Annotated in this window: 17 protein-coding genes; 7 read left to right on the top strand and 10 right to left on the bottom strand. The window is 62.3% G+C overall.

Annotated features, from left to right (window positions below; genetic code table 11):
* Nucleotides 1-61 precede the first annotated feature (61 nt).
* The 4 genes from EJ074_RS25050 to EJ074_RS25035 all read right to left on the bottom strand — a co-directional run bounded on the left by EJ074_RS25050 (nt 62) and on the right by EJ074_RS25035 (nt 4,816).
* Complete coding sequence (locus tag EJ074_RS25050) at nt 62-1,159, bottom strand: LacI family DNA-binding transcriptional regulator (protein WP_095806809.1); 1,098 nt, start codon at nt 1,157-1,159, stop codon at nt 62-64.
* A gap of 126 nt (nt 1,160-1,285) precedes the next feature.
* Nucleotides 1,286-2,827: an amino acid ABC transporter permease/ATP-binding protein gene (locus EJ074_RS30685; RefSeq protein WP_095806810.1), complete on the bottom strand. Its 1,542-nt coding sequence runs from the start codon at nt 2,825-2,827 to the stop codon at nt 1,286-1,288.
* A 94-nt stretch (nt 2,828-2,921) separates the two neighbouring features.
* Nucleotides 2,922-3,758, bottom strand: coding sequence for an ABC transporter substrate-binding protein (locus tag EJ074_RS25040; RefSeq protein ID WP_095806811.1), 837 nt, complete (start codon nt 3,756-3,758; stop codon nt 2,922-2,924).
* 203 nt (nt 3,759-3,961) lie between these two features.
* A complete protein-coding gene (locus EJ074_RS25035; RefSeq protein ID WP_095806812.1) occupies nt 3,962-4,816 on the bottom strand; it encodes a PfkB family carbohydrate kinase in 855 nt (284 codons plus the stop codon).
* Nucleotides 4,817-4,918: 102 nt separating this feature from the next.
* On the opposite strand from EJ074_RS25035, the gene EJ074_RS25030 reads away from it, so the two are divergent.
* Together EJ074_RS25030 and EJ074_RS25025 are read left to right on the top strand one after the other, a co-directional pair.
* Nucleotides 4,919-5,914: an SIS domain-containing protein gene (locus EJ074_RS25030; protein ID WP_095806813.1), complete on the top strand. Its 996-nt coding sequence runs from the start codon at nt 4,919-4,921 to the stop codon at nt 5,912-5,914.
* A gap of 102 nt (nt 5,915-6,016) precedes the next feature.
* Complete coding sequence (locus EJ074_RS25025; RefSeq protein ID WP_095806814.1) at nt 6,017-7,144, top strand: FAD-binding oxidoreductase; 1,128 nt, start codon at nt 6,017-6,019, stop codon at nt 7,142-7,144.
* 182 nt (nt 7,145-7,326) lie between these two features.
* On the opposite strand, the gene EJ074_RS25020 is transcribed toward EJ074_RS25025, so the two are convergent.
* The 5 genes from EJ074_RS25020 to EJ074_RS25000 form a co-directional block, all read right to left on the bottom strand.
* A complete protein-coding gene (locus tag EJ074_RS25020) occupies nt 7,327-7,704 on the bottom strand; it encodes a RidA family protein (RefSeq protein ID WP_095806815.1) in 378 nt (125 codons plus the stop codon).
* Between the two features lie 97 nt (nt 7,705-7,801).
* Nucleotides 7,802-9,118, bottom strand: coding sequence for an MFS transporter (locus tag EJ074_RS25015; RefSeq protein ID WP_095806816.1), 1,317 nt, complete (start codon nt 9,116-9,118; stop codon nt 7,802-7,804).
* A 33-nt stretch (nt 9,119-9,151) separates the two neighbouring features.
* Nucleotides 9,152-9,940, bottom strand: coding sequence for an SDR family oxidoreductase (locus EJ074_RS25010; protein WP_095806817.1), 789 nt, complete (start codon nt 9,938-9,940; stop codon nt 9,152-9,154).
* Nucleotides 9,937-10,953, bottom strand: a complete 1,017-nt coding sequence (locus EJ074_RS25005; RefSeq protein WP_207210055.1) for a D-2-hydroxyacid dehydrogenase family protein — start codon at nt 10,951-10,953, stop codon at nt 9,937-9,939. Before EJ074_RS25005 ends, EJ074_RS25010 begins: the two co-directional genes overlap by 4 nt.
* Nucleotides 10,946-11,692, bottom strand: a complete 747-nt coding sequence (locus EJ074_RS25000; RefSeq protein ID WP_095806818.1) for an RraA family protein — start codon at nt 11,690-11,692, stop codon at nt 10,946-10,948. Before EJ074_RS25000 ends, EJ074_RS25005 begins: the two co-directional genes overlap by 8 nt.
* 159 nt (nt 11,693-11,851) lie before the next feature.
* Between EJ074_RS25000 and EJ074_RS24995 the strand changes: the two genes are divergently transcribed.
* Complete coding sequence (locus EJ074_RS24995) at nt 11,852-12,799, top strand: LysR family transcriptional regulator (RefSeq protein ID WP_245420381.1); 948 nt, start codon at nt 11,852-11,854, stop codon at nt 12,797-12,799.
* Between the two features lie 39 nt (nt 12,800-12,838).
* On the opposite strand, the gene EJ074_RS24990 is transcribed toward EJ074_RS24995, so the two are convergent.
* Nucleotides 12,839-13,705: an MBL fold metallo-hydrolase gene (locus tag EJ074_RS24990; RefSeq protein ID WP_245420382.1), complete on the bottom strand. Its 867-nt coding sequence runs from the start codon at nt 13,703-13,705 to the stop codon at nt 12,839-12,841.
* Nucleotides 13,706-14,267: 562 nt separating this feature from the next.
* Between EJ074_RS24990 and EJ074_RS24985 the strand changes: the two genes are divergently transcribed.
* From EJ074_RS24985 to EJ074_RS24970, 4 genes are all read left to right on the top strand, one after another.
* On the top strand, nt 14,268-15,599 hold the full coding sequence (locus tag EJ074_RS24985; protein ID WP_095806820.1) for an ABC transporter substrate-binding protein: 1,332 nt from the start codon (nt 14,268-14,270) through the stop codon (nt 15,597-15,599).
* Between the two features lie 100 nt (nt 15,600-15,699).
* Nucleotides 15,700-16,668 carry a sugar ABC transporter permease gene (locus tag EJ074_RS24980; RefSeq protein ID WP_245420383.1) on the top strand — a complete coding sequence of 323 codons (969 nt, stop codon included), beginning with the start codon at nt 15,700-15,702 and terminating at the stop codon, nt 16,666-16,668.
* The gene (locus EJ074_RS24975; RefSeq protein ID WP_095806821.1) at nt 16,665-17,615 is read left to right on the top strand and encodes a carbohydrate ABC transporter permease; all 951 of its coding nucleotides are present in this window, start codon (nt 16,665-16,667) and stop codon (nt 17,613-17,615) included. The genes EJ074_RS24980 and EJ074_RS24975 overlap by 4 nt, the downstream gene beginning before the upstream one ends.
* Entirely contained in the window at nt 17,612-17,818 is a 207-nt protein-coding gene (locus EJ074_RS24970) for a hypothetical protein (RefSeq protein WP_095806822.1), read from the top strand. Before EJ074_RS24975 ends, EJ074_RS24970 begins: the two co-directional genes overlap by 4 nt.
* Nucleotides 17,819-17,820: the final 2 nt, after the last annotated feature.

Here is a 17,820-nt window from a genome sequence, read left to right as displayed (position 1 = left end):
AACGATGAACCGCTCCAATGCATGCGCTTAGAAGTGTGCAGCGGTTCTGAGACAACGTGCTCTATGGTTTCAACGGAGCAATCGACTGTCGTTCCAGAAAGCGCCCGGGCAGGATCACATGCTTGACCGGTCCTGATTGTCCCTCAATCCGGTCAAGCAGCATTTCCGTCGCGGCAACGCCGATCTGATGAGCCGGCTGGGCAATGGTTGCGATGCCAGGCTTCAGGAAGCTCATCCAATCCAGATCGTCGAAGCACACCAGTGAGAGTTCGCCAGGCAGGGCCAGACTCAATGAAGAAATCGCTTCCATTGTCCCGGTCGACATCACGCCGTCGGCCGCGAAAAGAGCCGAAGGCGGATCGCTCAGCTGAAGGACATCGATAGCTTCTTTGCGAGCACTGGCAGTGGAGTAGGCGCTCACACGCCTGATCAGCGCCGGATCGGGCTGAACGGCGAATGTCCGATGCGCCTCGAGGTAGCCCAGGAAACGCTGCCAGCTCGGATAGAGGTAGTGGACATTGGCGCCTGACAAAGGCACGTCGGCGAGAACCATCTCGAAATCGACCGAGGGCGTCGACCACAGCTCGGCGATGATGCCGATCCGGCGGTGGCCCGCTTCGAACAGCCGCGTCACGCAATCGCGCGCCGCCGCCACATTGTCGAGAACGACCGCATCGGTGTCGAGGCCCCGCACGATGCGGTCGAACTGCACGATCGGACAGCTCGAGGAGAGCGCGGTGCGCAAATGGCCGGCACCGTCCAGCGCAGCCGAGGACACCAAAAGCCCGTCCACCTGCTTCTCCAGCAGCAACTGGACAGCCTCCTGCTCGAGCTGCTCATTCTCGTCGCTGTTGGTGATGATCACTCCGAAGCCGCGCTTGCGCGCGACGTCGCTGATGCCTCGCAGCACGCTGGCGTAGAACGGGCTTTCCATGTCGCCGGCGACGACGCCGATGGTTTGCGTCTTGCCGGTGATCAGGCCACGCGCCAGGCGGTTCGGACGATAGCCGAGCGCCTCGGCTGCTTCGCGCACCTTCTGCTGGATGGCATCGCTGGCGTATCCATAGGAGCCAAGCACCCTGCCCGCCGTGGCCGGGCTCACGCCTGCCTTTCGTGCCACCTCGATGATGGTGACCTTGCTCGATGATCTGTCAGCCACCGTTCCGCCCTCTTACCCGCCGAGTCGCAACGAACATGCGCCCTCGGATCCTGCCCGCTGGTACAAGCTTCGCCTCCCAGGTGGCAAGCGGCTCAGACGGCCGGGCCGGGCCTGCCCGCCGGACGCTCAGAGCACCTCGGAAAGGAACCGGCGCAGCCGCGGGCTTTGCGGGTTGTCGAACAGATCCGAGGGGCGCCCGGCTTCCACGATGCGTCCTTCATCCATGAACACGACCTGGTCCGCGACCTTGCGGGCGAAGTTCATCTCGTGCGTGACGACCACCATCGTCATGCCGCGCCGCCCGAGATCGGCCATCAGGTTGAGCACGCCCTTGACGAGCTCGGGGTCGAGCGCGCTGGTGACTTCGTCGAAGAGCATCACCTCGGGATCGAGCGCCAGGGCCCTGGCGATGGCGACACGCTGCTGCTGGCCTCCGGAGAGATTCGCCGGCCGATGGTGCTTGCGCTCCAGCAGGCCCACATCGCGCAGCCGCATCTCTGCGATGCGCTCCGCCTTGTCCTTGGCCAGTCCTTTCACTTTGCGCAGGGCGAGCGTCACGTTGGCGAGCGCAGTCCGATCCGGAAACAGGTTGAATTGCTGGAAGACCATGCCGACGCGGCGCCTGAGCTGGTCGGGCGTCTGACGGTAGATGCTTTCGCCATCGAGCAGGATGTCGCCGGACCGGCATTCCACCAGCCGGTTCAGGCAGCGCAACAAGGTCGACTTGCCCGACCCGGACGGCCCGATCAGGCAGGTCACCGTGCCCGGCTGCACGGTCAGGCTGACATCGTGCAGCACCTGGACGGCGCCATATGCCATGTCGATGTTTCTCACATCGATGCCCCCTCCCCTAAAACTCGCGGCTTTCTCGCTGCCCGGTCCGGCCGGCGCGCCAGCCTCGCCCGAGACCTCGGCATCCGCGAGCTCCGCGACCTCCTTAAGGCCGCTGTGCACCTCGGTGAGGCGCCGCCCTGTCCGCATCCTTGCATCGATGTAGTTGACGAGGTGCGTGAGCGGCACGGTGATGACGAGATAGAAGATGCCGGCAAGCAGCAGCGGCGAGAGATTGCCGGTGACCACCGCCTGGTCCTGGCCGACCCGGAACAGCTCGCGCTCCGACGCCAGCAGGCCGAGGAAGTAGACAAGGCTCGAATCCTTCACATTGCCGATGAACTGGTTGACCAGCGCCGGCAGGACGCGCCGGATGCCCTGCGGAATCACCACCAGCCGCATGCCCTGGCCATAGGTCATCCCGAGCGTGCGCGTGGCATCGAGCTGGCCGCGCTCCACGCTCTGGATCCCGGCGCGGAAAATCTCGCCGATATAGGCGCCGGCGATCAAGCTGAGCGCCAGAATGCCGAGGGGATAGGGCGAAGGCCCGAAGAGATCACGGCCCATTCGCGCGAAGCCCTGGCCGATGATGAGGATGGTGACGATCGCCGGCAGGCCGCGGAATATATCGGTGTAGATGCGGGCGACGAGCTTGAGGGCCCGGTTGTCGGAAATTCCCATCACGGCCAGGACGATGCCGATCACGATGCCGAGCAGCGTCGAGGCCGCGGCAAGGATGAGCGTGTTCTTGAGGCCGACTGCGACCATCGTCGGCAGGACGGCGGCCATCGCCTCCCAGTCAAGGAAGCTGCGGCTAAAATGCTCGAACCAGCCCATTCAAACTCCATATGCGGAAAGAGCCGGGCCGCTGTGGCAGGCCCGGCCCGGTGTCAATCCTTTGCGCCGGTGTGGCTCGTAACAGGCCAGAACCTCAGGACTTCGGAAGGTACTCATCCGGCATCGGTGTGCCCGGGAACCACTTCTCGTGCAGCCGCTTCCAGGTGCCGTCCTGCATGGCTTCATGAAGCGCCTTGTTCAACGCTTCGCGGAAGGCATCGTTGCCCTTCTTCACGACGAATCCGGCCGGCGCATCGAAAGAAGGCACGTTCATGGTGATCTTCAGGCTGGGGTAGCGCTCGACATACTGCTTTGCCGATTCATAATCGGTGAAGTGACCATCGATCGTGCCGTTGTTGAGCGCGGCGACCGCGGAGTTGTTGTCGGGAAACTTGACGATGTCACCCTTCAGATTCTTCTCCGCATAGATCTCCTGCAACGTCCCCTGGATGACGCCGATGCGCTTTCCGGCGGTGCTCTCGTTGCTGCTGAGGGCGGGGTCGGCGGAGATGATGGAGAGGTAGCCGGCCAGATAGCCGTCGCTGAAATCCACCGTCTTCTTGCGCTCGTCCGTGGTTCCGATCGCGGCGACGCCGACATCGAAACGGCCGTTGGCTACCGAAGGCAGTAGGGCTGCGAAATCCATGCCGGTGAAGACGACCTGGTCCTCCTTGAAGCCGAGACGGTGCGCGACGTCGCGGAAAAGTTCCGCGTCGAAGCCGCTGAAAGTCCCGTCGGCCTCGGTGAAGACGTAAGGCTTGGCGTCGCCCATGGTGCCGACGCTGATGACGTTCGGATCGATGAGGTTGTAGGGATTGTCGGCCGCCTGGGCCTGCGGCGAACCGGTCACAGCCCCGAACGCCGTAAGCGCCGCGACTGCCAGCGCAAGGCCGCAGCCCGCCACCGCACGTCTGTTCAAGATTTTCTGCATTCAACTCCTCCGCGGAAAATGGTCACACATGAGATTTGACGCCGCGATCCCTCGTCCCTCAAACGTGGATTCTCCCGGCCAAACCAACGCACATCCGATCGAAAAGGCGCTCCATCAGCCCCATCGATATGAGAACGTTCTCATTTTGATATCAGCGAAGCGTGGCTTCGTCAACACGTCACTGGACATTGCAATATCGCGGCTCACCGCTTGGTCGACTCCGGCCCCGAGTGAGCACCGACATCTCTGCAGCCGATGTTGAGCTTTGCGGCATAGCCGAATGCGCCATAGTGGCCGCAGGTGGCGGCGGCTGCGATCGCCGCCTGGGCGAGGACATCCTGCGGATGCTCCTCTTTCAACAGGCCAAACAGCGTGCGCGCAATGAAGGTGTCGCCGGCACCGAGTGTGTCGACTGCATCGGTTGGCATTGCCGGCACCGAGAATCGGCCTTCGCTGCCGGCCAGCGTGGCCCCCTGCGTGCCGCGCGTGAGGAGCACCCATTTCGCCCCAACCGCGAGCAGATCCGTTGTGATGGCGGCGGCCTGAGCTTGCGAAAGATCACCCGCGGAGACCGAGGCGAGGAAACAGTGCGGCCCAATCTTTCCAAAGTGTTCGTGATCTCTGCGGGTCGAGAAGTCATAGGAAAGGCGCGTCATTGCAGCGGCCTTCTGGACATAGGCATCGAGCCCGCTCGACTGACCGACATGGACGGCCGAAAAGTCGCGAAGGAACATCTGGTCCCCTGATGAAGGCGCAAACATGGAGACGCCGAGATCGAAGCTGAGAAACACCCGGTCGTTCCCGCGATGGCCGATCAGGCAATAGGCGGTCGGTCCGTCGAGCCGCCGCAAATGGCTGATGTCGACCTGTTCCGCACTCAACGCCGCGTGGATGAGATCGCCGGCCGGATCCTTGCCGATGGCGCCGATATAGGCCGAGTGTCCGCCGAAGCGGCGGACATGGACGGCCACATTGAGGCAGTTGCCGCCCGGATACATCTGCGAGCGCGAGACATAGCAGTCGACCACATTGTCGCCCATGGCGGCGATCTTGACCATCTTGTCACTTTCGGACTATTGGATTTGTGAGAACGTTCGCACACTGCTCGACGCGATGTCAAATGGGGTGCGATCGATAAGCCATACGAGGAGCAAGCGGAAGTGAGACTCAACCCGGACGTCGGTCAGGCCCTGGCATCGCTGCACGCCAGGCGCGTCTCGCATGTCTTTCTGGTCGGCTGTGGCGGATCGCTCTCAGTCATGATGGCCGGCAAATATTTCCTGGACAGGCATGCGGCTTCGCTGGCTTCGGACGCCTACAATGCCGAGGAGTTCATCGGCCGCGACCCGCGAAGGCTCGGACCTGCCGCTGTCGTCATCTTGTGTTCGCAGACCGGCACCACGAAGGAAACCGTACGCGCGGCTCGACACGCCAGCGCGCGCGGCGCCGTCACCATCGGCATGACGCTCGATCCGAAGTCGCCATTGGCGGAAGCGGTCGACCACGTCGTCGGCTACCAGGCGTCCTACACAACGGGAGCGCCGATCGATTCCGCCTGCAGCAACTACGGCGTGCTCTACATGCTGCTCGCCGGCTTGCTCGACCAGACCGACGGATCGGCCCTGTTGCCGCCGCTGCTTGACAGCCTGGCACAACTCCAGCCGGCAATTGAACGTGCGCACCGCCGCTACGCCGGACTTTTCGAGGATTTCGCCCCGCGGTTTGCCGATCAGCAGGCGATATATACCGTGGCGAGCGGCGCGGCCTACGGCGCAGCCTATTCCTTTTCGATCTGCGTGCTGATGGAGATGCAGTGGTACGACTCTCAGGCGATCCATGCCAACGAGTTCTTCCACGGACCATTCGAGGTGGTCGACAGGGACGCCAATTTCGTCGTCATGCTCGGCCTCGACGAGACGCGCCCGCTTGCCGAGCGCGCGCGCGACTTCCTGCTGAAATACGGCAATCCCGACAGGATCCTGCTGATGGACGCGGCCGAGCTCGATTTGTCCGGCATGGACGCGCGCTTCAAGCCTTACCTGGTGCCGCTGGTGCTGTTCGACGCGTTGTGGCGCTTCGCCTACAGGCTGGCCGACCTGCGCCGGCACCCAATGCTGGAGGGGCGCCGCTACATGAAGAAGCTCGTCAACTATTGAAGATTGCCAAGCAATCGGAGGTCCCCTCCTCGAACCGCCTGACGTCCGTTGCACTCTAGCCTTCTTGGCCGGTCTAACGCCTCGCAAAACAAAGAGAGAGCCATGAACTCATCAGTCCAATCGCACCGTGTCGCCGTGGTGGGCGCCGGCATCTTCGGGGTGTCAACCGCGCTGCATCTTGCGCGCGCTGGTGCGCAGGTCACACTCATCACCGAAAGTACCGTCGCCAGCGGTGCTTCCGGACGCTCCCTGTCGTGGCTGAACTCGGCCCGCATACGCTCGGCCGCGTACCATGCCCTGCGCATGGCCGGGTTGGACCGGTACCGCACGCTGGCTCAGCAGCAGCCTGATGCCAACTGGCTGCGGTTCGATGGCGGACTGACGTGGGATGCAGACGACGAACGCAACGAAATCGCAGCCGTCTTCAAGCACGAGAAGGCGATCGGCTACGATGCGAGATTGCTGCGCCCGGAGGAGATCGCGGCTGTGACGCCGGGCATCGACACATCGGCCGTTACACCGCAGGGAGCGATTTTCAATCCAGCAGAAGGATGGGTGGATCTCCCCTCGCTCATCGGGCTGCTGCTCGGTGAGTTCAAGGCCCGTGGAGGAACGCTCCTGGAGAACGCCGGCCAGGCATCGGTGAACGTCGCCAACGGTCGCGCGCGCGGCGTAAGAAGTGCGCTCGGCGACCCCATCGAAGCGGACTCGGTTCTGGTCGCGACGGGCGCCGCGGTGCCGGCCCTTGTCGCCGAGTCCGGCGTCCGGATCCCGGACGCAACGCCGATCTCGCTGCTGGTGAGGACCAAACCCCTCAACTCACCTCTGAAGGCGGTCTTGAACACACCCCGCGTCGCCGTTCGACCCACCCTCGACGGCGCCCTGGTGCTGGACTCGGCATGGTCGGAAGAGGAGGTCGAAATCAACCCGGATGGGACCTACGGCGTCCGGGAAGAGACGGTGAAAGGCCTGTTGCATGCGGCCAGCCACGTCCTTGAAGGCAATCCTGAACTCGGACTCGATGGGTATGGGGTCGGACCGAAACCCATCCCTGCAGACGGCGAGCCTGTGCTCGGCCAGTTGGACTCTATCCCAGGCTACCATGTCGCGTTCAGCCACAGCGGGGCGACACTCGGCCTTATCGTGGGAGAACTGCTCGGCCAGGAGATCCTGACCGGCGAACCTCATCCAATGCTCGCCACCTTCCAGCCTGCCCGGTTTGTTTCGTGAAACAGGCCAGCAATCCATTGCCCGAACCAGCAGAACGATCCTGAGCTGCACGCCGGCGACTCTCGGCGCCGCGGTCGCCTTGCTGAGGAATCCGGTTTAACGTCGACGCGGCCAAAAGACGGCGATGGGCGTGAGGTCCCGCCCGGCGGCAAGAAATCTGGCGCGAGTACCTTGCGCCGAAATCAAGAGACAACCGCAACGAACTCGCATTGAACGAGTGACGGGCCGTCTGCCGTTAGCGGTCGAACATGGCGAGCCGGCCGCGAGTCCGGATCGGGGAACATCCGCAGCCATTCCTCATTCACGGCAGTTCTGTCGGTGCTGTCGCGGAGATAGACATCCACCTTGATGATGTCCTCCACGCTGCCGCCTGCGGCTTCGATGATGGCCCGCATATTGGCGAACACATTGGCTGCTTGACCCGCTAGCTCATCCGGCACCGCGCGCGTCGTCGGGCTGGCAGCGTGAATTGCTCCCGAAAAGACCATGCTGCCGATCCGGCAGGCATTGGGGATTGGATGTCTGTGGTTCAATCCTTCCACCGAAATGCTTTTGCGCATCGCGTCTGCTGATCCCTTGCGGACTTATTTCCAGGAAATGGTCGGCGACCGGCGGTGCCGTGCAACGTGAAGAGGGCCTGGGGCGCACTCGGGCGGGCTACCGTCTCGCGCGCAGGGCCGCGTCCTGACCCAGCCGCGAAGTGGCCCCAATGTCGGGACGTGACGTGGAAGGCTCATAGCCGGACGTCAGTTGAATTCCGCGCGTCTCTGGCAGCATGAGCGTCGCAGCAAACGCAATGCTGTAGCCCAGCAGCGCAACCAGGCCGATGGCCTCTGCCAGGCTGATATGCTGCGCCAATATCCCGATCGCCGATACAGCCGCCGCGCCGGCCGCTTTGCCGAAATTATAGGCGAAGCTCTGGCCGCTTGCGCGAATGGCGGAAGGGAAAAGCTCGGTGAAGAATGGTCCTAGCGCCGCATAGTTTCCGATCGTGAAAAAGCCGAACGGCGCGCCCAGGACAATCAGCGGCCAGCCCGAGAGGGGCAGGAACATGTAGGCGATGGTGATTGACCACGAGCACAACAGAAACAGCTGGAACGTCCGCCGCCGGCCCAGGCGATCGGCCAGATATGCGCTCGCCAGAAATCCGAAGAACGAGCCGCCCGTCACCACGAAAACGTAATATCCCGAAGCGCCAGGCGACAGCTCCCGCACCGTCTTCATGAAGGTCGGCAGCCAGTTGACGATCGCACCACCAACACCAATCACCCCGAATGCAAGCAGCGACGACAGCACCGTTATCGGCAGTGTTTCCGGCTGGAAGATCGCGCCCAATCCCGGACGATTTCCGGCTTTCTCGACGGACTCGCGCGTTTTGATGAAGATCTCCGGCTCCTCGATCTTGCGGCGCAGGTAGAGAACGAGAAGGCCAGGAAGGACGCCGATCATCAACAGAACACGCCAGCCATAGTCCTGGGGCAAATACGCCAGGACCAATCCTGCCAGTATAGCGGCCGCGCTCCATCCGACGCCGAATCCGCTCTGGACGGTGCCGACGGCCTTGCCGCGATGCTCGGCGCGGATGATCTCGCCCATGAGAACCGCGCCGGCGGCCCACTCGCCGCCGAAGCCCAGCCCTTGCATGATACGCAGGAACATCAGCTGCTGAAAATCCTGCGCAAAACCGGCGAGGAAGGTGAAACTGCAGAACCACAGGATCGTGACCTGCATGATGCGGGCCCGGCCAAAGCGGTCAGCCAGGTACCCGCAGGCCCATCCTCCGATCGCCGCGGAAAGCAGCGTTGCCGTCGCCAGATAGCCCGCCTGTGCCGTCGACATTCCCCAGGCCGCAATGAGAACCGGCAGCGCGAAGCTGAAGAGCTGTGCATCCATCGCATCGACTGCCCAGCCGGCGAAGCAGCCCCAGAAGGTGTCCCGCTCGCGGTTCGTCAACTGCTTGTACCAAGTGAACATTTCTTCCTCCCGTAGTGTCGTCGCGGCAGCCTGCTAAACGACCAATGGTGTGAGACCTCCGTCCATGGTCAGCGAAGCGCCCGTCACGTATGAGGACCTTGCGCTGGCGAGAAAAAGCACGGCGTCGGCCACTTCCTCGGGCCTGGCGTAGCGCCGCAGCGGGATCCGCTGCTCGTTCAGCCGCAGCAGCTCTTCCGGCGTCTTGCCGGTCATCTTGGATTCCACCTCGAGCGACAATTGCAGACGTTCGGTCATGGTGGCGGCGGGATTGAGCACGTTGACCCTCACGCCCGCGGGTCCCCATGCAGCCGCAAGCCCCGCGGAAGCGAGCATCAGCGCCGCGTTGGCGGCTCCGCCCGGCAGATGCATGGGCGAGGCGATTTTGCCGCCCGTGCCGACGATGTTGACGATTGTGCCGGCGCGCCTTTTGACCATCAGCGGCAGGACATAGTCCATCACGTTCATGTAGGTGAAGAATTTGGCATCCATCGCAATGCGCCATTTGTCCGGCGTCAACTCGTCCGGAGGAACTCTCCTGGCGCCTCCGGCCGAATTGACCAATGATGCAATCGGACCCACCCGTTCCTCGACCATGGCGACCATTTGCTTTGCGGAAAGTCCGTCCGAGAGGTCGGCGGCGAAGCTCGCAGCCGGCAGGCCATCGGCGGCGAGCTTTGCCTTTGCGGCGTCCAGGTTCTGCTGGCTGCGCGATACGATCACCACGCGGGCACCTTCTCTCGCGAAAGCCCGCGCGCAAGCCAGCCCTATTCCCTTGCTGCCGCCAGTTATCAGGACGACCTTGTCGTCGAGTTCGAGGTTCATGTCAGTGATCCTGTCTTAGGGCCATGGGCGCTATGGACGTTGATCGGGCTGCCCTTGGTGAATGCGATGATCTGGTCGAACGCGTTGCCGTAAGCGAACTCGTAGTTGTCCCGTTCAACATAGCCGAGATGCGGTGTGCACAGCGCGTTGGGAAGCCCGAGCAGGGCATCGTTCGCATCTGTGAGAGGCTCGCATTCGAATACGTCGATGGCAGCCTTTCCGGGGCGGCCACTCTTTAGCGCCGTCACCAGCGCTCCCGGCTGAATCAATTCGGCGCGGCTGGTGTTGACCAGCAAGGCGGTCGGCTTCATCAGGGCCAGATCATCAGGTCCGATCACACCGGCGGTCTCGGCATTCAGCCGCAGATGCAAACTGAGAACGTCCGACAGCCTGAACAGCGCCTCCCTGTCCGAAGCGGTCTCAAAGCCCTCGGACTGCGCGCGAGCTAGCGAGCCTTGGCGGCCCCAAACCAGCACCTCCATGCCGAAGGCCTTGCCGATCTGAGCGACCATCGCGCCCAATCGGCCGAAACCGTAGATGCCGAGAACACGGCCCCTCAGGCCCAACCCGATGGTCGTCTGCCAATGGCCTTGGCGCAGTGCCGCGGACTCGAATGGGATGTTGCGCATCGCTGCAATGATCAATCCCCAGGTCAGCTCAACCGTGGAATAGGACGGACGCGATGTGACGGCGGACGAAACGATGACGCCATGTCTGTCGCAGGCCTCCAGATCGATGTGGGGAATGTGGCCGTTCTGGCTGATGAGCTTCAGGTTGGGCAGACGACTGAGCAGGACTTCATCGACCCGGGTCCGCTCGCGCATCAGCACCAGCACATCGGCATCGTAAAGCCGACGGGCCAATACCTCGGCGTCATCGACGATATCGGTCCAGATGCTGATCTCATGGCCCTCCAGCTTGGCGAAGCAATCCAGTGTGCGGACCACGTCCTGGTAATCGTTGATGATGGCGACGCGCAGTTTTCGCGATGAAAGTTTTGCCGCGCTACGCATTGCTGGGCAGGTCCGCTACTGCGACGCCGGCATCGATCGCCTCGCACTTCGCCTCTTCGAACGCCGACTTTTTCAAAGCTTTCGCGAGAACCTCGGCGGCTCGGGCGATCGGGATGAAGCAGACGCCGGTTTCATCGGCGACCACGATGTCGCCCGGGCTCACCCTTATGCCGGCTATCTCGACGTCGCCATTGATCTCCACGGTCTCGATCCGCCATTTGCCGGTGACAGGCGTGATCTCGGTGGCCCAAATCGGATATCCGACACGCCGCGAATGCCCGAGGTCGCGGATTCCTCCAGAGACGATTGCTCCAGCTTCCCCTTGCCTGCTTCCCGTCTGGGCCGAAATTCCGCCCATGTTCGAAATGCCGGCGACGCCGTCTATGACGATCACGTCGCCCGGCAGCGCCAGGTTGTGAGCCTCGAATTCCGCCATTCGATTGACCTGATTTCTCGCCGTCTCGTAGACATGCTCGCGCTGCAGGATGTTGCGCACCGTTAGCGCCGGACCGACGATGGACGTCGAAGGCAAGGTCGGCTTCAGAATTGATGCGCTGATGGCGCCAGTGATGCCCAGCTCATCCATAATATCGGAAATAACGCTCGTGGCGTCGCCGATCCGCTGGAAGCCGTCGATCAACTCTTTGGGCGGCCGCGGCGCTCGCATCAGTCGGATGCGCTCAGGACTGATCTTGCCGGTGAGCTTCGGCAGCACGTCCGCGTAGGCGGGATCATTCATGGCGTATCCTCTGTTTTTGTACGGAGCTTTTACCACCGGCTGCGAGATGCGCGTATTCACTCGCATGTGTTCGGCTGCTCGTTCGAAACAGGATTGCCTGCCCGGTTCAGTGCGTCCAATTTAGATTCAGACACGAGCATCATTTCCCAGGTGAATAACGTGCGCCTCGATCTGAACCTGATCGCAGTCCTCGAAGCCATCATGCTGGAACGAAATGTGACGCGCGCGGCCTCCAGCCTGGCGATGAGTCAGCCCGCGGTCAGCAACGCCTTGCGGCGCGCTCGCAAGCTGACGAAAGACCAGCTCTTTCTCAAGACGGCGACCGGGGTCGAACCCACTTCACGCATGCTCGCGATGTGGCCCGAACTTCACCGCTCGCTGACGGCCATCCGCGCCTCCTTCGCACCTGACGACTTTGATCCCGCATCGGGCTCGACCAGTTTCCGGATCGCGATTACCGACAGCCTTGCGATGGAAGCGGTCAGCGCGATCGCGCTGAAGTTAGAGGCTGCATCCCCACGCGCCCGCGTCTCTTTTGCCGTCCATACCCATGAGGCCTCGCTGGACGCAATCGATCGCGGCACGCTCGACTGTGCGGTCGGCATGTTTGCCTCGCTGCCGCGGGAAGTGCACGTGCAAAGTCTGCGGACCGACCGCTATGTCTGCGTCATGCGCAGCGGGCACGAACTGGCCCAAGGCCTGACCCTGGACCAGTTCACCGCCGCGTCGCATGTCTTGGTGACCCCATCCGGTCTGGGACTGGGGTTGGTGGATGGCTGGCTCAGCCTGACCGGGCGGACGCGGACGATCGCCGTCGTGGTCAATCACTTTGCCGACGCGCTGAGAATTGTCTCTGGCAGCGACCTTCTCACATGCGTGCCGCTTGGCTTCTACTTGGGACCATGGCGCACCATCGCAGGTGAAAGTGGGCTCGTCGTGTGCGACCTGCCGTTCGAGACGGAGAAACTGCTCTACAAGCTGATCTGGCACGAACGACTGCATACCAATCCCGCCCACCAATGGTTTCGGGCACTGGTGGCAGACGTGTGCGGATCACCTTTGGATGAGCAGCCGAGTGGAGACGCAGCTTCCGCCGGCTTGGCATAGTGTGCCTTGCGAAGCGGAACGGCTTACTTGCGCAAACGCCTAGTCATGGCTCAAGGGCACATAGGTGTAGACATTCTCGGCGTCGCGGCGCACGCGGCCCAATCCGGGAAACGATATGTGCGCGCCACCCACAATATAGCCGTTCTTTGCCGCATCGGCGAATGCCAGCCTGTGCACGTTGGCCGCCTCCGAAGCGTTCCCATCATAGCCGATGGTTACGGAAGGATCTTTGAACTGCACTGCGGCGACATGCACGACGTCGCCCCATAGCACAACCTTCTCGCCCTTGCTCTCGACCACGTACATGGTGTGCCCCGGCGTGTGCCCGTAGGCCGCTTGCGCGCGTACGCCGGGGACGAGGTCGGTGTCGCCTTCGAAGACGGCGAGCTTGCCGGCTCGCATGTAAGGCGTGATCGATGCGGCCGCGGCTTCAAAGAACCGCTTCGCCTCAGCCGGAGCAGCGCGCATATTGGCCTCGCTAAGCCAGTAGTCGGTGTCTCGCTTGTCGGCGCGCACGATTGCATTGGGAAACACTCTATCGCCGCCGGCCATAAGACCACCGACGTGATCCGTATGCAGATGCGTGAGGTAGAGCTCGTCTACCTGCTCCGGGCGATACCCCGATGCACGCAGATTGCTCAACAGCTGACCTGTGGTCGGCCCCAGCAGCGACCCCGCGCCGGCGTCGATCAGGACCAGCTTGGCTCCGGTGTTCACAAGGAAGGAATTGTGCGAGGTCTCGACGACATCGCCGAGATAGTCGCGCTTCAAAGCGTCTTCGATCCTTGCCGGGTCGCCCTGCAGCAACTTCGTCGCGGGCAGCATATTGGTGCCATCGGACAGCGCCGTCACCTCGAAGTCGCCGACCATCAGGCGGTAAAACTTCGGCGCCCGGCTTTTCGCCATGGGCGCATCCGCGAACACGGGCCCGGCAAAGCTGCAGGCCAGGCACAGACAGCCAACCGCCAAGAAACCGCGACGGGTAGGATTGACGGCATCGCCGCCGGCAGGATGGGCGAAGCCTTCGGAGTCCGTGAACAAACGATCAAGTGTTTTCCGTGGGGCGACCATTTTCGAATCTCCGTCTGCGTTCCTGGCGCGTCACCGTTCTCGAAACGGCTAAGCCCGTCCAATTTCATTGTCAGGGCGGCCTCATTACTCCATTGAATAACCCCCGCTTGCTGCCCGGGGGGAGCGATCCCACCGGCTTCGATCGCCACGAACCGGACATGGTTCCGCGGCTGCCGGATCGCTAGGCAGCCATTTCTCAACGATTTCAAACACCGATCTTGCAATGCTGCAGTGCAGCAACGAATTTGCTTGCGTTGTTTAGTGAAAGTGCCATTACTAAACAAATCACTAAACATCGGCGAGGCACCGCACGCCACGTCAGGCCCTCGGAGGAGCGAGGGTCGAGGGGCTTTTTGAGACCGTCATCCGGACGCGTTTCGCAAATGGGAGGTAAGGCATGAAATCGACATTGAAACTGGCGTTGGGACTGGCCTCGGCCGTTACTGCGTCGACAGCCGTCTCGAGCGCCGCGCATGCGGAGGATCTCACACTGTGCTGGGCCGCCTGGGACCCCGCCAACGCCCTTGTGGAACTGTCCAAGGACTTCACAAAGGAAACCGGCATCGGCATGAAATTCGAGTTCGTCCCGTGGACGAACTATGCCGACCGTTTCCTCAACGAGCTGAACTCACACGGCAAGCTCTGCGACCTCATCATCGGCGACAGCCAATGGATCGGCGGCGCCGCAGAGAACGGCCATTACGTCAAGCTGAACGAATTCTTCGACAAGGAGAAGATCAGCATGGACGACTTCGTGCCGGCGACGGTCGTCGGCTATTCCGAATGGCCGAAGAACACGCCGAACTACTGGGCGCTGCCGGCCATGGGCGACGTCGTCGGCTGGACCTATCGCAAGGATTGGTTCTCACGGCCCGAGTTGCAGAAGGAATTCAAGGAAAAATACGGTTGGGACCTCGCGCCGCCGACCACCTTCGACCAGTTGAAGCAGATCGCCGAGTTCTTCCAGAAGCGGCAGATCGACGGCAAGACCGTCTATGGCGCGTCGATCTACACCGAGCGCGGCTCGGAAGGCATCACCATGGGTGCCATGGACGTGCTCTACAGCTATGGCTTCCAGTACGAGAATCCGAAGAAGGCCTACGAGATGGAAGGCTTCGTCAACTCCGAGAAATCGGTGAAGGGGCTGGAATTCTACAAGGCTCTCTATGACTGCTGCACGCCGCCCGGCGCCTCCAACAGCTATATGGGCGAAGGCGTCGATGCCTTCAAATCCGGACAGGTTGCGATGCACATGAACTTCGCATTCACCTGGCCCGGCCTGCAGAAGGACGAGAATGTCGGCGGCGACAAGATCGGCTACTTCGTCAACCCGAAGGGTCCTGACGGCGACCAGTTCGCCCAGCTCGGCGGCCAGGGCATTTCGGTGGTCTCCTACTCCGACAAGCAGGAAGCGGCGCTGAAATACATCAAGTGGTTCGCCAACAAGGATGTGCAGGCGAAATGGTGGTCGCTCGGCGGCTATTCTTGCCTGAACGCCGTCGTCAAGGACACGAAGTTTCCGTCCAGCCAGCCCTATGCACAGGCCTTTCTCGACTCGATGGCGGTCGTGAAGGACTTCTGGGCCGAACCCAGCTACGCGCCATTGCTGCAGGCCTCGCAGAAGCGCTTCCATGACTATGTCGTCGCCGGCCAGGGCTCAGCCAAGGACGCGCTCGACGGACTGGTCAAGGACTGGACGCAGGTTTTCCAGGACGACGGCAAGATGTAGTCGGGGCAAGATGTAAGGCTCCTCCCGAGCCAGACCGCAGCGTCCCGTGCCGCCCTGGCACGGGACGAGTTCAGACAAATTCCATCATCGAGACCGACCCGTGACCGAAGCAGGACTCACCATGCTCAATCGGACTGCGGACAGCGTTGCCCGGTCGACACCGGAACCGCTGGCCCGCAAGGTCCGTGGCATCAGCGACAAGGGACTCGCCTGGCTGTTCATCTCGCCGACGATCCTGCTGCTGCTCGCCATCAACATCTTTCCGCTGTTCTGGGCGATCTATCTGTCCTTCACCAACTACCGCGCCAATCGCCCCGGTGAGGTGGTGAAGAATCTGGGACTCGCCAACTACCGGCGCATCCTCGGCGACCAGGACATCTGGATCGCCATGCAGACGACGGCGCACTTCGTCTTCTGGACCATCCTCTTGCAGACGGTGATCGGCTTCACGCTGGCCTGGCTCATCGACCGCAAGTTCCGCGGTCACGCCTTCTGGACGACGATCATCCTGGTGCCGATGATGCTGTCGCCGGCAGTGGTCGGCAATTTCTGGCGCTTCCTCTACGAGCCGCAGATCGGACTCTTCGCTTATGTGGTGTCGTTCTTCACCGGCATCGCGCCGACGAATGTGCAGATGCTCTCCAACGTCGAGTTGGCGCCCTGGGCGATCGTCATCGTCGACACCTGGATGTGGACGCCCTACGTGATGCTGATCTGCCTGGCCGGCCTGCGCTCGATCCCCGAATACATCTACGAGGCGGCAGAGGTCGACCGCGCCTCCAACTGGCGCCAGTTCTGGTCGATCACGCTGCCGATGGCGCTGCCCTTCATCATGCTGGCGGTGCTGTTCCGCGGCATCGAGAACTTCAAGATGTTCGACATGGTCAACCTGTTGACCGGCGGCGGCCCCGGCTCGACCACCGAGGTCGCCTCGATCACGCTGAAACGGCAGGCCTTCGAGAGCTGGCGCACCGGCTATTCCTCGGCCTTCGCCATCATCCTGTTCGTCGCGGTGTTCGGTCTCGCCAACATCTACGTCAAGGCGCTCAACAAGGTGAAGCAGAGATGAGTCTGACCACTGCCCATTCCGTCGTCGCGCCGTCGTCGAACGCAAAGCGAATCTCTGGCGCGCTCGTCGTCGCCTATGCGCTGATCTCGATCGTGCCGCTGCTGTGGATCTTCGCCACCAGCTTCAAGACGCCGCCGGATTCGATCGCCTACCCGCCGAAGGTCGTCTTCCAGCCGAGCGTCGAAGGCTACTGCAACCTGTTCACCACCCGCACCAGGCAGACGCCGGAATACATCAACTCGCTCGGACCGGCGACGGGGCTCTGCGACGAGACGGTGCGCAAGCGCAACATGGTGATCGCCGGCCCTTCCAACTTCCTGCCGCGCTTCGTCAACTCGCTGATCATCGCCTTCGGCTCGACCTTCTGCGCGGTGTTCCTCGGCACGCTGTCTGCCTATGGTTTCTCGCGTTTCAAGGTCCCGCTCGCCGACGACCTTTTATTCTTCATCCTGTCGACCCGCTTCATGCCGCCGATCGCGGTCGCCATTCCCATCTATCTGATGTACCGCGAGATCGGCCTCTCCGACACCGCGCTCGGCATGATCCTGCTCTACACCGCCGTCAACGTCTCGCTCGCGGTCTGGCTGCTCAAGGGTTTCATCGACGAGATACCGCGCGAGTACGAGGAGGCGGCGATGATCGACGGCTACACGCGGCTCCAGGCCTTCTGGCGCACCGTTCTGCCGCAGGCGACGACCGGCATTGCCGCAACCGCCATCTTCTGCCTGATCTTTGCTTGGAACGAATATGCGTTCGCGGCGCTGCTGACTTCCGGCACGGCGCAAACCGCGCCGCCCTTCATCCCGACCATCATCGGCGAAGGCGGCCAGGACTGGCCGGCCGTGGCCGCCGGCACGACGATCTTCCTGGTGCCGATCCTCGTCTTCACCATCCTGCTCCGCAAGCAGCTCTTGCGCGGCATCACCTTCGGAGCGGTGCGCAAATGAGCACGATCCAGCCTGTAAAACGCAAATCGCGCTGGCCCGTCTGGGCAAGGCGCGGCCTGATGGAAAACATCGCCACGGCGCTGATCGCCATCGGTTTCCTGATGCTGTTCCAGCCCTTCGCGCTGTCGCTTTACAGCTACTCCTTCATCACCATGCTCACCGGCACCGTGATGTTCATCGTTGTCTCGAAGTTCCCGGAATAGTC

The organism is Mesorhizobium sp. M3A.F.Ca.ET.080.04.2.1 (assembly GCF_003952525.1).
In the GTDB taxonomy this organism is placed as follows: Bacteria; Pseudomonadota; Alphaproteobacteria; order Rhizobiales; family Rhizobiaceae; genus Mesorhizobium.
The sequence above is the reverse complement of the archived record's forward strand: the minus strand, read 5'-3'. Positions and strand labels throughout refer to the sequence as shown.